General features: G+C 66.8%; 12 protein-coding genes and 5 pseudogenes. 10 read left to right on the top strand and 7 right to left on the bottom strand.

Annotation, left to right across the window (positions count from 1 at the left end; genetic code table 11):
• Window positions 1-202 precede the first annotated feature (202 nt).
• Genes FCI23_RS42135 through FCI23_RS61035 form a run of 3 tightly spaced genes read left to right on the top strand, consistent with a single transcriptional unit; the run spans window position 203 to window position 1,462 of the window.
• The gene (locus FCI23_RS42135; RefSeq protein WP_246144593.1) at window positions 203-571 is read left to right on the top strand and encodes a hypothetical protein; all 369 of its coding nucleotides are present in this window, start codon (window positions 203-205) and stop codon (window positions 569-571) included.
• Complete coding sequence (locus tag FCI23_RS61040; RefSeq protein WP_246144592.1) at window positions 568-1,068, top strand: radical SAM protein; 501 nt, start codon at window positions 568-570, stop codon at window positions 1,066-1,068. The genes FCI23_RS42135 and FCI23_RS61040 overlap by 4 nt, the downstream gene beginning before the upstream one ends.
• Window positions 1,025-1,462 (top strand): hypothetical protein, encoded by a 438-nt coding sequence (locus FCI23_RS61035; RefSeq protein WP_246144591.1) that lies wholly within the window; start codon window positions 1,025-1,027, stop codon window positions 1,460-1,462. Before FCI23_RS61040 ends, FCI23_RS61035 begins: the two co-directional genes overlap by 44 nt.
• 794 nt (window positions 1,463-2,256) lie before the next feature.
• On the opposite strand, the pseudogene FCI23_RS61030 reads toward FCI23_RS61035, so the two are convergent.
• Window positions 2,257-2,556, bottom strand: a pseudogene (locus FCI23_RS61030) (HAD family hydrolase); the annotation flags it as partial.
• Between the two features lie 869 nt (window positions 2,557-3,425).
• On the opposite strand from FCI23_RS61030, the pseudogene FCI23_RS63320 reads away from it, so the two are divergent.
• Both FCI23_RS63320 and FCI23_RS42110 read left to right on the top strand, forming a co-directional pair.
• Window positions 3,426-3,545 (top strand): annotated as a pseudogene (locus FCI23_RS63320) (NUDIX hydrolase); the annotation flags it as partial.
• Window positions 3,538-3,999, top strand: a pseudogene (locus FCI23_RS42110) (tyrosine-type recombinase/integrase); the annotation flags it as partial. The pseudogenes FCI23_RS63320 and FCI23_RS42110, both read left to right, overlap by 8 nt.
• A 40-nt stretch (window positions 4,000-4,039) precedes the next feature.
• Here FCI23_RS42110 and FCI23_RS61020 read toward each other — a convergent pair.
• Window positions 4,040-4,472: pseudogene (locus tag FCI23_RS61020) on the bottom strand (integrase); the annotation flags it as partial.
• Between FCI23_RS61020 and FCI23_RS57225 the strand changes: the two are divergent.
• Both FCI23_RS57225 and FCI23_RS42100 read left to right on the top strand, forming a co-directional pair.
• Window positions 4,383-4,586 carry a hypothetical protein gene (locus tag FCI23_RS57225; protein WP_169317189.1) on the top strand — a complete coding sequence of 68 codons (204 nt, stop codon included), beginning with the start codon at window positions 4,383-4,385 and terminating at the stop codon, window positions 4,584-4,586. The pseudogene FCI23_RS61020 and the gene FCI23_RS57225 overlap by 90 nt on opposite strands.
• 79 nt (window positions 4,587-4,665) lie before the next feature.
• Window positions 4,666-4,779 (top strand): annotated as a pseudogene (locus FCI23_RS42100) (IS5/IS1182 family transposase); the annotation flags it as partial.
• Between the two features lie 24 nt (window positions 4,780-4,803).
• Here the strand turns inward: FCI23_RS42100 and FCI23_RS42095 are convergent.
• Both FCI23_RS42095 and FCI23_RS42090 read right to left on the bottom strand, forming a co-directional pair.
• Window positions 4,804-5,484 carry a response regulator gene (locus tag FCI23_RS42095; protein WP_136729359.1) on the bottom strand — a complete coding sequence of 227 codons (681 nt, stop codon included), beginning with the start codon at window positions 5,482-5,484 and terminating at the stop codon, window positions 4,804-4,806.
• A gap of 5 nt (window positions 5,485-5,489) precedes the next feature.
• Window positions 5,490-6,728 carry a sensor histidine kinase gene (locus FCI23_RS42090; protein ID WP_246144589.1) on the bottom strand — a complete coding sequence of 413 codons (1,239 nt, stop codon included), beginning with the start codon at window positions 6,726-6,728 and terminating at the stop codon, window positions 5,490-5,492.
• Between the two features lie 216 nt (window positions 6,729-6,944).
• Between FCI23_RS42090 and FCI23_RS42085 the strand changes: the two genes are divergently transcribed.
• Window positions 6,945-7,472, top strand: a complete 528-nt coding sequence (locus FCI23_RS42085) for a peptidoglycan-binding domain-containing protein (RefSeq protein WP_136729358.1) — start codon at window positions 6,945-6,947, stop codon at window positions 7,470-7,472.
• A 1,242-nt stretch (window positions 7,473-8,714) separates the two neighbouring features.
• Here FCI23_RS42085 and FCI23_RS42080 read toward each other — a convergent pair.
• The 3 genes from FCI23_RS42080 to FCI23_RS42070 all read right to left on the bottom strand — a co-directional run bounded on the left by FCI23_RS42080 (window position 8,715) and on the right by FCI23_RS42070 (window position 11,959).
• Window positions 8,715-9,260, bottom strand: coding sequence for a DUF3592 domain-containing protein (locus FCI23_RS42080; protein WP_136729357.1), 546 nt, complete (start codon window positions 9,258-9,260; stop codon window positions 8,715-8,717).
• A gap of 434 nt (window positions 9,261-9,694) precedes the next feature.
• Window positions 9,695-10,777, bottom strand: a complete 1,083-nt coding sequence (locus tag FCI23_RS42075) for a hypothetical protein (protein ID WP_136729356.1) — start codon at window positions 10,775-10,777, stop codon at window positions 9,695-9,697.
• Between the two features lie 48 nt (window positions 10,778-10,825).
• Window positions 10,826-11,959, bottom strand: coding sequence for an SPFH domain-containing protein (locus tag FCI23_RS42070; RefSeq protein ID WP_246144588.1), 1,134 nt, complete (start codon window positions 11,957-11,959; stop codon window positions 10,826-10,828).
• A 77-nt stretch (window positions 11,960-12,036) separates the two neighbouring features.
• Here FCI23_RS42070 and FCI23_RS58710 point away from each other — a divergent pair, with 77 nt between their 5' ends.
• Window positions 12,037-13,068 (top strand): hypothetical protein, encoded by a 1,032-nt coding sequence (locus tag FCI23_RS58710; protein WP_211265695.1) that lies wholly within the window; start codon window positions 12,037-12,039, stop codon window positions 13,066-13,068.
• Between the two features lie 94 nt (window positions 13,069-13,162).
• On the top strand, window positions 13,163-13,786 hold the full coding sequence (locus FCI23_RS42060; RefSeq protein ID WP_169317188.1) for an EcsC family protein: 624 nt from the start codon (window positions 13,163-13,165) through the stop codon (window positions 13,784-13,786).
• The last annotated feature ends 190 nt before the right edge of the window (window positions 13,787-13,976 follow it).

Raw genomic sequence — 13,976 nt, 5'->3', positions numbered from 1 at the left:
CAGAAGCGGCTGTGATCTTCGTCGGTAGGTCGGTCGCAAGGTAGTCGCCCAGTGCCCGCACACGGAGAAGCGCGAAGCTCATCGCATGCAGAGACACCCCTCCCGACCTGCGGATTTCCCTTCCTCGACAACTCGGTCGATCGGATATCACCGGAGTGATATCACCAGCGGAATGTGCCCGGGTGGCCTACGGAGAACACCATTGACGGACCGTCATCCCGTTCCGCTGTTGCGGGGGAGCAACCGCCCCGCGCCGGTGCAGGGCGACCGCTCCCTCAACGCCGCCCTCCTTCCGGGCAGCCGGATCAGCCTCTGCGACATCAACTTCACCGAGCCGACGTTCCTCCACGCCCTGGAGGAACTGCGCGAGCGCCCGGAGCGGCTGGGCTCCATCACCAAGGACGTGGCCCCGGTCGCCGCCTGCGCGGACTGTCCCGCCCTCGCAGTATGCGGCGGTCCCTCCCGCAACGAGCAGAGCCTGATCGGCGGCGACACCCCGGATCCACAGATGTGCGCCTTCTACACCGGCACCGTGGAGATCGCGCTCTGGGACAACACGGGGGTGCAATGAGCCTGGACACGGCCAACGCAGCACCCGGAATCCGAGCACCGACCGGTTACCGCTCCGCACTGATCAGCACAGCAGGGCACTGCAAGATCGCTTGTGGATTCTGTCTCCGAGCGGACCGGGGCCACACCTTCTTGGACCTCGCCACCTACACACGGGCGCTCTCGCGTCTCAAGGAGATCGGGGTGGAAGGCATCTGCCTCACCGGCGGCGAGCCCACCCACCACCCCGAACTGCGGCAGCTCATCCGACTCGCCCACCAGTTCGGCCTGCCGGTATCGGTGGTCACGTCGGCCCGCACGGAGGCCGACGTGACCCAACTCAGCGCGCTCGCCCATCTTCTTCAGAACGTCACGGTCTCGGCGGACTCCCTCGAAGCCATGACGCTCGGCAGCACGACGCGCACCGTTCAGTCCGCGATGAGCACCCTGCGCCGGGTCGACACCCCGGGCCAGGTTGCACCTTACGTACTGGAAGATCACCGACGACGAGTGCACTGAGATCGCCGAGCAGCTGGATTCGATCGACGTCGAGCTTCAGCTCAGCCCCGTCGTGCTCGACAAGGCCGCCATACGCCGCGCCAGCCTCACGGTGGCCGACTATCTGGAACAGCAGCAGTTCGACGCGGAAGTCCTCGACCGCCATTTCAAGCTCGGAGTCGGCGTCCAGCGCCATCTGGAGACCCTCCAGGACCTCTACCTCCCCGAGGAGCAACGCCACCCCTGCCGATCCCCGGTCCTCTACCTCTCGGCAACCGGCGATCTCCGCCGCTGTCCCTACGGCCAAGGGATCAACGTGCACGAGCCGCGCGCCGACCTCACGCTCTTCCTCAACCGATGCCCGACCGACAGAGTGACACCGGACTGCGCCGCCCTGTGCCGCCGGGCAGACTGACACCCTTTGCGAGGCCAACCGATGCGACCACTGGTGACGACGCCGGAGGAGTTCACCGCACGCTGGAGGACTCCGCCGAATTTCCGGATCGACGCCGGCCTGATCCCGTTCTCCTACGGCTTCCCCGACGCACGGGACGTTCTCGACCTCGTCCGCCGCGACCCAGAGACAAGGATCACGGTCCTCGGTGACAACGAGGAGGCGGTGCGGACAGCGAGATCTCTCGCCATCCGCACCGCCCCGATCGACGAAGTCGTCACCTGGCCGTTCCGGCTCGTCCACTTCAACCTCAGCCGCTTCTACGGCGGCTTCCTAGGCGATTTCCAGGCCAAGGTCATGATTCCCTGGCGGACGTTCCTGACGGCCCAGGGCTTCACCTGGCAACGCTGCTCCCCGGCCCTGTTCATCTCCGGCCAGGGATGCAGTTCCACGTACCACGTGGACAACTCTCACGGCCTGGTGTGGCAGGTGGAGGGCATCAAGAACTTCAACAGCTACAAGGACCCGGACCGGCTCGTCCCGGCATCCGTCGCCATCAGCAGCGCGATCTCGGCCGAGTTACCGGCGCCGCATGACGAGGCGGACCGTCTTTCGGTTCCGATGAGGCCGGGCGACATGCTGTGGAGTCACGCGTTGACGCCGCACTGGGTGACCGGCAAGACGGCGCTCAGCATGAGCATCAACATCTCTCACGGCGGCCTGTGCCACCACAGCCGTTACTCGGAGCGAGAGGCAGCGCTACGACGGCACTGGGATAGCCACCCAGAGTTGCCATGGCTGCACGATCTCCGCAACAGGGCCTTGAGCGCGTTGCGGACGCCGGGGAGGACATGGCCGCGTCGGCGCAGGTCCGGCTCGCGGCCTCGGCCGGCTGCTTCGAGGGCTTCCTTGGCTCGGTCCCATTCGGGGGCGGGCAGGCCATGCTCGTGGAACATCTCCGGAAGGATCGCGCGGTCGGTGCGTCCTTCGGTAGGCGCTGGCGACACCGGGGCCCGTCCGGTGAGAGTGGTGAAGGCGGCGGCGTAGATCTCCTTGCTGACGCCGGCGTTCTCGATGAGGGTGTGGTCGATGTCCCACAGCACGATCAGCGGCATCGGGCCAGCGTACGACGCAGTCTCAATCGTTCTACAAGCCTTGGCGTTGGGACGCTGCAGGCTTCTGTGACTTCTTGTGGCGTCCGAAAACGTCCTGCCAGGATGGCGGGATGAACCAGCGGCTTCGTACGGTCATGGCGCAGCAGGGCGTCAGCGACATGTTGGCGCAGACGTGCTCGGTGGATCCGAAGACGGTGGACCGATGGGTCCGGGGCCGGGTTCCGCATCGTCGGCACCGGTGGGCGGTGGCGCAGCGTCTTCAGGCTGAGGAGTCCTATCTGTGGCCGCCTGACCTGGACCAGGGCCGGCAGCTGACGACGGCGCAGGCTGAGCTGATCGGCGTCTTCTCGAAACCGGGCGAGCGTGCCGCAGCAGGCCTGGATCCACCTGCTGGCCTCGGCGCGCGAGCGGATCGATGTGCTCGTCTTCAGCGGCACGTTCTTTGCTCAGTCCAATCCCCAGGTGGCACGGATGCTGGCCGAGCGGGCGGCTGCGGGTGTGAAGGTGCGGCTGTGCTTCGGCGATCCGAGGGGGCGGGCCGTGGCGATCCGGGACGAGGAGGAGCGGATCGGGGGCACCCTGGCTGCGAAGATCCGAGCGTCGCTGACGTACTACCGAAGTCTCGTCGACGTTGGCGGGTGCGAGATGCGGCTGCACGACACCACTCTGTACAACAGCCTCTTCCGGTATGACGACATCCTGGTGGTGAACCGCACATCTGGGGTCAGCCGGCCTCGGCCAATCCGCTGCTGCAGCTGCGCCGGCTGGAGGGGGCTGGCTGGTTCGGGCGTTACACCGAGAGCTTCGATCAAGTCTGGGAGACTGCGAAGTCCTGGTCACCCGATTCCGTGTGAGGAGCGTGCCGAGCGATGGGACGCACCGAGTACTGGTACGACGCCGCTGCGCCGAAGCCGAACACCCTGATTCCGGCGTGCAACATGTTGGTGGTCCGTCCTGAGGATGGGGCGATTCTCCTGCAGCGTCGCCGACGAGTTGCCCGCCCGCCAGGACGGCACCCGGCGCGAGTACCGCCGCTCGGGCTTCCCCACCGCCACGAAGGCGTCCGAGGAACTGGACAAGGTCCGGGCACTGCTGGCCATACCCGACGAGGACGACCCAGCCGGGCTGATGCTCATCAGCGACCTGCTGGAGACCTGCGCCCGGAGCAAGGAGCCGCTACCCGACTACGACGAAACCCGGCGCCGGTTCAACACCGGTCAGACCCTCAACGCGAAGACCACCGTCGCCGAATGGCTCGACCTGTGGCTCGCCGGCCGCAAGCGGCTGCGGCCGACCGGACTCAAGCGCTACGAACTGGACGTGCGCGTGCACCTCAAGCCGCACCTGGGCGAGCTGCGTCTGGACAAGCTCCGGGTGCACCACCTGGACAAGGTGTTCGACGCCATCAACGAGGCCAACATCGAGATCAGCGAGCAGAACGCCTGGCCTGCGACTTCTTCACCGCCACCACCCTGAACGGCGCGGCCCAGGTCTGGCGGTCGCGTTCGGGCACGGGCTCGATCCCATGCGCCCGGAGGATCCCCCACACCGTGGAGGGTGCGAGCTTGATGCCGAGGGCAGCGAGTTCGCCGTGGATCCTTCTGTAGCCCCACCCGGAGTTCTCCCGGGCCAGGCGCAGGACGAGAGCCCGGATGCTGCTGGGGGCACCTCCCGGCCGAAGGCTGGGGGAGGGTAGGTGGTCGGCCGGACCGCTTGCGACGGGAGGCGTCGGCGTGGCGACGGCGCATGAGGTCGCGGTGCCACCTCAAGATCGTGTCCGGGGAGACGATCAGGTGTAGCTGCCGCAGTCTGGGCTTGGGGAGCCGGTGGAGGAGCGCGGCAAGGAAGGCGCGGTCCGCCGTGGTGACGCGTGGCCTGTCGATCTGCCGCTGCAGGACGGCCAGCTGGTGGCGCAGTGTCAATATCTCGATGTCCTTGTCGACGTCGGTCATCGGCAGCAGCCGTATGAGGGCGAACACGTTCGACACGGCGAGGTAGGGCAGTCGAAGCAGCACAATCGATCAGACTGACACGCCTACCCGGCGATTAACGGCCGTTCGCGAAAGCCTGCACGTCACAGGCCATGGATGGGGTTTTCGGCACCCGTAGGCCTGGCGCGACGAAGGAATCTTCGACCTGACCGGACTGGCCCGCGTCAAGGACGGCCGCAAGGCCGAGCCGACCGCGTCCGTGATCGACACACAGAGCGTGAAGACCTCCACCATGAAACACCGAGGCCCGACCCTACTAAGGGCTTCCGGGGATCACCAGGCCGCACTCGTACGCCAGCACCACCGCCTGGGCGCGGCTCCCGAGATCGAGCTTGGTCATCGTGCGGTTAAAGTGGGTCTTCACGGTGGCCTCGCTGATGAAGAGGCGGTCGGCGATCTCGGGGTTGGACATGCCCATCGCGATGAGCTTCAGCACCTCACGTTCCCGGGCGGTGAGCACCTCCAGGTCCGCCGGGGCGTCCGAGACTGGGCCGGAGGCGTGAAAGTAAGCCTCGATCAGGCGGCGGGTGACGCTGGGGGCGAAGAGCATGTCACCCCCCGCGACGCCCGCGACGGCGGCCAGTAGGCGTTCGGGGCCGGCGTCCTTGAGCAGGAAGCCGGAGGCGCCGGCGCGCAGTGCCTCGTACACGTACTGGTCGAGGTCGAAGGTGGTCAGTACGAGGATCCGGGGCGGCTCGGCGCCGTCCGGGGCGGCGGAGGCGGCGGTCAGGATGCGCTCGGTGGCAGAGATGCCGTCGGTGCCGGGCATCCGGATGTCCATAAGGATCACGTCGGGCCGGACGGAGGCCGCCGCCTCGACAGCCGATTCCCCGTCGGTCGCCTCGCCGACCACCTCGATGCCGGGGGCGGCGCGGAGTAGGGCCACCAAGCCTGCACGGATGAGGAATTGGTCGTCGACGACGAGCACCCTGATCATCCGCGTCAGTCTTCCCTCCGCTGTACGTCCCGGACCTCACGGGCCGATGTCGGCAAGGTGAGGTGCACGCCGAATCCGCCCTCCGCCCGCGGGCCGATGGTCACGGTCCCGCCGTAGAGTCTGGCCCGCTCTCGCATTCCTATCAAGCCGTGGCCGCCGGTCGGCTGGACTCCGGCCGTCGCACCCGCCGGTGTGGCCGGATCCGGAGGGCTGCCGTCGTCCGTGACGCTCACCGCCAAGTGGTGCGGCAGGTAGTCGACCAGCACCGTGGCCCGGGCGGCGGGGCTCGTGTGCTTCAGCACATTCGTCAGCGCTTCCTGCACGACGCGGTACGCGCACAGGCCCACGCCCGGCGCGAGCGGTCGCGGTTCGCCGGTGATCCGCAGGTCCACGTCGACGCCCGCGCCCCGGATGCGTTCGACCATCTTTCCCAGCGCCGCGACCGACGGCATCGGGTCGTACGACGCCGAGCCGCCGTCCGGCTCGTCCGCGTCCGCCCTCAGCACCTGGAGCATCCGGCGCATCTCCTGGAGCGCCTCGCGGGTGGTGGCCGTGATAGTCCGCAACGCACCACGCGCGGTGGCCGGGTCGGACGTGAAGACGTAACCGGCCATGCCCGCCTGCACGGAGATCACCGACATGTGATGCGCCACCACGTCGTGCAGCTCCCGGGCTATCCGTCCCTGCTCCTCGACAACAGCCCGGCGGGCCCGGTCTTCCTGCTCGGCACGCAACCGCTCCGCCATGGCTGCCAGTTGATCGGCGCGTTTGGCCGAGACGCGGGCGGCGACGCCGAAGCGGATCATGACTGCGGAGAACAGTATGCTCTGGGCGACGTACGTCACCATCGAGGTCTCTCGTGCGGTCGCTCCTGCGTACCACCACACGGAACTCATGATCAGCGCACAGCCGACCGCAACGCGCAGCGACCGTAGCGACGCCACGGTGTAGAGCGCCAGCAGCGGGGCCAGGCAGTTCACGACCGGCCAGTATCCCGCGTCGACGAACATCGCCCACATCCCGCATACGAAGACGATGACGGTTACCGGGGCCCGGCTGCGGGCGGCGATCGGCAGGTTGACCAGGAGCGTCAGCACATCGCCGTACGCGTTCAGCCCATGCCAGCCGGCGAGCGGCGGCGGCTTCTGCCCCAGCAGCAGGCTCACCGCGCCGAACGCCAGCGCCAGCGCCGCGTCCAGCGCCGGCGGGGGCAGGCGTACGCGCGCCCATCGCATGTTCCGCATCGGCGCAGCGTAAGCCCGACCCGGAAGCCGCGTCGTCCAACGACGGTATTCGCCGTGCATACCACGGAAGTTGCAGGAACCGGTGTCGTACCGCCGCGGTCATGGCCAAACCTCAACCCGCCACGGGACGACCGGCGCACCGCTGTCCTCGTAACTTCTCAGGGACAGCAACGAGGGCCGGCCATCGGGGGATCGGCTCCGGGAGGGACACGAATCATGTCTGCACGAAAGAGCGCTGCCGCCGCGGTCATGGCTCTCGCCATCGCGGGCGGGGTGGCTGCGGAGACGACGCCGGCATCGGCGAACACGTCGCAGGGGTACATCTCTGCGGGCACGGGGGCCATCACCACCGACTGGGCCGGTGAGGGCAACCTCAGCACGAGTTCTCACGCACACAGCAACGCGACCGCCCTGTGGCAGGCCGTGCTCTGGGCCGACGGCAAGCTGACGAAGGCATCCCAGATCGACTGCCGGTTCGGGCCGACCACGAGGAACGCCACCAAGGCATGGCAGTCGGCGAACGGCCTCGCCAACGACGGGATCGTCGGCAACAAGACATTCTCGAAGGCGGACAACAAGCTGAAGTTGGACTCCATCTCGAGTAACAGCACCTACGTTGACCACTACCACGGCTCCAAGCACGACGTGTGGTTCAAGGTGGTCGGTTACCGGTACCAGATCCGGGTGAAGACCAGCGTCGGCTACAGGACCGCCTACTACAACTCCGCGTCCGCCTGCGGCTGAGCCGCCAGGACACGGGGAACCAGGGGGCCACGGGGGACGCACGGGGGTACGGGGGAAGACGGGCGGGTCAGCGGCTGAGTGTGGCCGCCGACCCGCCCTTCGTCGCGGCACCCGTCGGGGGTGCGCCTGTCGCTGACGTTGTGCGGGGCGAACTCGCTGTCCTTGAACACGGTCCAGGGCAGCGGCGGTGTGATGGTGAATTCGCCGGTGACGTTGCGGGTGCCGATAATTACGTCCGCGCAGGTCAGCAGCCTTATGACTCACCGCTGAATGGACGGAATCTGAACATGCTCAACACGTGACAGCTGCGCACTTGAACGCGCGACAGCTGCGCACTTGAACGCGCGACAGGTTCCCACGTTCCGTGCAAGAGCCCGGGCCGGACTCGCGCCGCCTACATGCCGGACGCCGTCTGGGCAGTCAGCAGGCTCCCCCCAGACTTGTCCCGGAGCCCAGATCTTGCCCCGGTTTCGACGCCACTGGAATCCGTTACGACACGTCATCAGCGGTTCGCTCACGCTCGCCTTCCCGACCCATACCTGACGCGATCACAGCCGCGCCTTTTCCCGCAACGCTCACCACGACCGACACTTAACCGACGCAGCTTGCGGTGGTTTGGAACCTCCCCCTGCAGGGCGACCCCGGAGGACCTACCTCCATCTCTCACACAGCACCGCTTCCAGAAGCTCTTACATCAACGCCTCCTTCAGCGTTCGTGGCACACGACCTGTGCGGATGAATTATCGGCACCCGCAGGAGCAGGTGACCTCGCGGGTCCCCGCTCGGTGGCTCCCGCCCAGGTCAGAGGCCTGCATAGGGCCGACACAGAGTGGGGCGGGTGGGACTCGAACCTATCCAAGTGGCGCTTCTCACCTGCGGCTTTCTTGGCGAAGCAGACTTATCGGCCCGTTTCCATCCCTCTGCGCCCCGCTTGATCCTCCTCCGCTGGAAGCGGTGCAGCGTTCGCTGCACCGCTTCCACCGCGAGACAAAACCGACTGGCCGGCCCCGACACGGGCTACGCCCACCTCCTGCTTCGGCCGCTCCCGGCGAGTGATGCGAGGTCCGGGTAGAGACGCTGGTGTACGCCCCCGTCCGGCATCGTTGATGTCAGCCGTGGATGTTAGAGACCTTCTGACCCGTAGCTCTATTGGGTCGGTCAGCAACGGTCAGAGAGGTCATGAACACACACCATTGCGCCCACTGAGCAAGGGGAAGGCATGAACAGCTGCCTGACTGCCCGTCAGCTCACGCGACGCCGCCTCCAGGCGGCATTCAGTGTGATAGCCCTGAGGCAGAAGGTGACCACACCAATCAGCGACGTCAAACCGCCCACCCCGATCAGGAGCCAGGGTCCCCAGTCCATTCCCGGGATGATGCGCGCCTGGAAGGGGTGCCCCTTGGGATAGGACAGCGTGACACTGGTGCCTGTGGCAGGACGGTTACTGCTGCTTTGCGTATCGGTCACCGATACGTGCTGGCCGGCCAGATCAGTGAAGCCCACCACGCGTGAATACCCGATGTGGCCCTTGCTGTCACGGCTGATGTGTACCCCGCTCACGGTGCCTGTGGCTGATACCCCACCCTTGTAGGGCTGGTGCTGGCTGTGTATGAAGATCCCGGCCACGATGAAGACCGCCCCCATCACCACTATGAGCAGCGCTCTGAATATCCCGACGCGCCTGCGTCCTCCAAGACCGTCGATCCCGACCAGCCCGTCAACGACGAGTGCCCCACCCGAGACAGCCCGTCCTCCCGAGTCGAAGAAGCGTCCTCTCATCGGTGCCACCGAACAACCTCCCTCGTTACTTCATGCGTTTCGTCGTCGAGCCGGTATGCGGACGCTCCAGCGGGCGCCCCGGAGTTGCTTGTCCAGGTCATGTTGTTTCACATTTCCGGCCGGTGAAGGTGTTTTTCGTCTCGCGATTTCTCACCGAAGCGGAACTCCATTGAAGGCTACTTCCCCAAGATTTGAGGTGGATTATTCGACTATGCCCAGGTGTGACATGGCTTGGGTGATCTTGCATATTTTCGGAGTTTCTTGAGGTGTGGCCTTACCGCCCTCCACCTCAACCACGACCTCCCCGGGCTCCCATCCCGTCCGCATGAGCGCCCCCGCCGGAGGCATGTCTTTCGCGGTGATCCGCCGTGGCGGCCGGTTCTCGACTCGTGGTCGGCGGCTTGCTCGTGGGCCCCTCCGGAACCCGGCCGACGAAGGCGTCCTCAGTTGCGCAGCATCACTACGAGCAGCACCACCAGGGCGATCAGCAGCGCGCCGCCCACCGACGCCAGGGTGATCTTCACCGCGCTGTACGGCCGCTCGCCGATGACCTCGCCGGTACGAGCGTTGACCATCACCGGCCAGGCCTTGCCGGCGTGGAGGTAGGTCAGGAACCAGACGGGCAGCAGTACCAGCTTGTAGGTGAGGCCGCTGTAGAAGGTGGACATCGAGTGCACCCGCTGCTCGTCGCCGCCGATGTCCCGCATGCAGTCGGTGCGGATCACCAGCGCCATCCGCGCCTTCGCCGACTCCAGGCCGGCCTCCGGCTCGATGTCGTACCGGACGGTTCGGAAGCCCGCCAGGTACTCCTTCTGGTAGGGAACCGTCTCCTCCAGCGGCCAGGGGGCCAGCTTGTCCAGTTCCTTCACCGGTACCTGGCCGCTGCCGGGCACCAGCACGTCGTCGAAGAACCGGCCGACCGTCCCGGACGTGTGGTGCCAGCGGGTGTGCCGCACCTGCCGGGTGCGGCCCTCGGAGTCCTCCTCCTCCACCCAGTAGTGCTCGCCGCGTTCGCCGGTGTACTGGGTGGTGGTCTGCGCGTCGTACGTCCAGTGCGGCAGGTAGCTGCCCCGGAAGGTCTCCGCCTCGGTGACCCCCTTCAGCTCGTTGGGCGCGAACCAGCGGGATCTGGTCCACTCCGCCAGTGCGTCACGGGCCTGCTCGCGGCCCACCCCGAAGGGCAGTACCGCCTCGGGTACCACGTGCTCGCTGTCCGAGGCGTCCGCGACCAGCGGGGTGGCGCAGAACTGGCACTTGTCGCTGAGTGTGTCGCTCTCGGTCACCGCGTGGCAGCCGGGGCAGGTGTACACCTTCACCCGGCCCGGCGCGGATGCCCGGCGGGGCAGCACGGTCAGCTCCTCGATCGGGTGCTCGGTCACCTGCCGCGGTGTCGGCGTGATGTCCTGCTCGTGCTTGCAGTACGGGCAACGCAGCGCGTACGTCCCGGGCGCGTACTCGCTGACCCCACCGCACGCCTCGCACTGGAACGCCCGGTCGGGCGTCGGCGCGACGTCCTGATCCGTCAACTCACTTCTCCTTGTGACCTATTGCCGAGAGGCTCCGGGTGGCGGATCTCAGCCCTGCGGAGGCAGCGGCGGCGGGACATCGGCGAGCAGCGGCGTCAGCTCCAGGACCTGGTCCGCGGGCTGCCAGGCGGCCTGCCCGCTGCGCCAGACCAGCGTGGTACGGGTCAGGTTGCCGGCCGCAACCTGCCCGGCCAGCGCGCTCTCGTCGTACGGGCCTTGCTGCTGTCCGCCGACCGCGAGGAACCAGCGCGGCGCGGTGGGCAGCGGCGGCGGAACCTCGGCGAGGGCGGGAGCGGGCTGCGCCGGGGCCTGCATCACTGGGCCCGAGGGAGCCTCCGCACCGGACGTGCTTTGCACGATCCGCTGGCCCAGCGCCATGCCCACGCCCAGCCCGAGAGCGTCGCCGCCGGTGCCGGGGTTGGCGGCGGCGATCGGGATCGCGTCGACCGCCTGGAGCTTGGCGTAGTCGTCAAGGTTGCCGGTGATCGTCATCCGGGAGCGGGTGTCGATCGCCGCCTCGATCTCCGGCGGGACGCTGATGTTTTCGATGTAGAACCGTGGGATGGCGATGCCGGTGGAGGACAGCTCCAGGGTCAGCGCCTTGGCCAACTGCTGTCCGATGCCGTCCTGCCGGGCGGCGAGGTCCAGCAGCGGCACGCCGGACGAGCCCAGCGCGGAGCCCAGCTTGGAGACGATCAGCTGCCGCAGGTGCTCGCCGACCTCCTCGGTGCGGAACTGCGGGTCGGTGCCGACCAGTTCACGCAGCAGCGCGGCGGCGTCCACCACCTTGGCGGCGAAGGTGCCGAAGGCACGGACCCGGACCATGCCGAAATCGGCGTCCCGCAGGATCACCGGGTTCTGGGTGCCCCACTTGAAGTCGGTGAACTGCCGGGTGGTGACGAAGTAGACCTCGGCCTTGAACGGCGACTCGAAGCCGTGCTTCCAGCCCTTCAGTGTGGACAGCACCGGCATGTTCTGGGTCGTGAGGGTGTACATGCCGGGCTGGTAGACGTCGGCCAGCCGGCTCTCGTTGACGAAGACGGCCACCTGCGACTCGCGCACCACGAGTCGAGCGCCCATCTTGATCTCGTTGCCGTAGCGCGGAAAGCGCCACACGATGGTGTCCCGGCCGTCGTCGGTCCACTCGATGATGTCGATGAACTCACCGCGGATGCGGTCCATCAGCCCCACGACAACCCCTCACTCCACTGGCTGCCGAGTTCGCTGCCGTGGCCGCCGCTTACGGGGGAAGTAGGCGCTTGACCCGGTTCGTTGCTGAACGGTTGAAGAAGTACGTCCAAGAGATCGACCTGGTGGTGCCGTTGCCGTTCGAAGGCACCGTCGAGCGCGTTGCTGAAGTACTCAAAGGGGTAGGGCGAACGGTCGATCACATAGGTGTTGAAACCGTTGGGGGCCGACAGACGACGATCCGTGTCGTCGCAGGCGGCGGATTCGGGAGTAAGAACCCTTTCGTGGTCACGGCGCGGGTGACGAAGTACGGGGAGACCAGGTCGCACGTCAGCCTGCGTGCGGCCACCAAGGAGGGCTTGATCAAGCACCGGGCGGGCGAGCAGATCGCCACCCGTATCGCGGCGCTGCTGAATGACGGGTTCCCGCCTGTGCCTGAGAACCCGTGGTTCGACTTCGACGAGTTTGAGGAGGATATCGAAATCACCGAAGCCGAGCGGACCTTCGTCTCGTCGCTGCGCGACAGCACCGCGCTCTGGGCGTCCGAGGACGTCTTCGGCGGTCTCGAACGGACCGGTGAGAACGATGCGTTGGTGGCCTACCTCAGCCTGAGCGACCCCGAGACCGACCGCGGCCTGATCCCCTTCGGAGTGCACTTCCACGGCGAAAGAGTGCGTGGCGACCGGCTGCACAACCAGCTCTTCGATCTGCCTGACCAGCCGTCACACTGGGCACTCGACACGACCGGCACCGTCGTGGAACTCGCACAGCGATCGGCGGATTGGTTCCACGCAACTCTGCACAGGCCCATCGTTCTGTACCTGTGGCTCTATCGCGGGTACGCCTACGCGGCCAGGTACGCCTTCGCGGACCACGATGAAACCCTCACCCAGACCTACGACCACCGCCGTGCCCCGCAGGGCCAGGCGGAGGAACTGACCGCCGCGGGGCACGTCCACGGGAAGGGCTGGATCCAGACGACGGGTCTGCCCACCCCGACGCTGTATCTGCACATCCGCGGCGACCTGGCCACCGCCAATCCCCCACCCGGCACCAAGGCCACGACCCGACGCGGGCCGATCGCCGGGTTTTGGTACGAGTAGACGGCAGCGAACGCCCCGTCAGGAGCGTCGGCAGGGGCGCCCGCGCCCGGCCCAGAAGGACGCCTCAGCGCAGGCTACTAACGAAGCACTATGGGTGCGGCGCCGGGATGTCGCATCGCTGGCGGACCTTCGCGAGCTCGACCTTGCCGATCTAGACGAGGTCGTGAGGCGGCTTGTGTTGCAGTGGCGGTCCTTCGGCGCGGCAGAGGGAGCTGCTTTGGGTGCCTTGGCGATGGTTCCCTTCGCTGGAGGAGCGTTGGCGATTGCCGCCGATCTCCTGGTGATGCAGATCTTGACGAACGCGATTGTGACCAGAGTCTGTTACGCCTATGGATTCGATGCCAAGGACCCTGAACTCCAACACGTCGTTCGCCGGATGGCCACCCGCTTCTTCGGTGAGCAGGTTCCAAAGGCCGCGACAGCGCGAAGTGTCAATCTCGCTGCTGCTGCGGCGAAGGGTCGGAAGAACTGGAGCAAGAAGCTTCGCGACGGCCATCGGATCCTCGCTGCGCTAGAGAAACTGATGAAGCAGTGGAACGGCGTGCCCAACGTGTCCGTGGGCAAAGCCGCCAAGGGTCTCCCCGTCGTTGCCGTCGTGGCGTCGACTGGCACCAACGCCTACGTCATCGGGGATGTTGCGAAGCAGGCGCGCCTCTACGCGCAGACGCTCTTCCTCGCAGAGAAATACGACCTCGCATTGCCGGGTCTTCGAATTTAGACGGGCAACGTGGCGGATCGCTGGCCCGGTTGTGACGTTGAGCGACGGTCTTGGGGGTCCGGTGCCCTGGACGCAGTGAGCCCGCAGGCGTCCGTGATCATGGTTGTTCTCTACGCAACTGATCATGAACACCCACGGGCTCGGACATCAACGATACAGAGATCATCACGGCGGCTTCCGACCTGTTGGG

Origin of the sequence: Actinacidiphila oryziradicis (assembly GCF_005047355.1) — a bacterium.
GTDB classification, from domain to species: domain Bacteria; phylum Actinomycetota; class Actinomycetes; order Streptomycetales; family Streptomycetaceae; genus Actinacidiphila; species Actinacidiphila oryziradicis.
Note: the sequence above shows the minus strand (reverse complement) of the source record. Positions and strands in the feature narration are given on the sequence as shown.

Excerpts from the sequence above, each read along its gene's own strand:
- FCI23_RS42095 (WP_136729359.1), bottom strand. The coding sequence starts at position 5,484 with ATGATCAGGGTGCTCGTCGTCGACGACCAATTCCTCATCCGTGCAGGC.
- FCI23_RS61040 (WP_246144592.1), top strand. The coding sequence starts at position 568 with ATGAGCCTGGACACGGCCAACGCAGCACCCGGAATCCGAGCACCGACC.
- FCI23_RS42070 (WP_246144588.1), bottom strand. The coding sequence starts at position 11,959 with ATGGACCGCATCCGCGGTGAGTTCATCGACATCATCGAGTGGACCGAC.
- FCI23_RS42090 (WP_246144589.1), bottom strand. The coding sequence starts at position 6,728 with ATGCGGAACATGCGATGGGCGCGCGTACGCCTGCCCCCGCCGGCGCTG.
- FCI23_RS42085 (WP_136729358.1), top strand. The coding sequence starts at position 6,945 with ATGTCTGCACGAAAGAGCGCTGCCGCCGCGGTCATGGCTCTCGCCATC.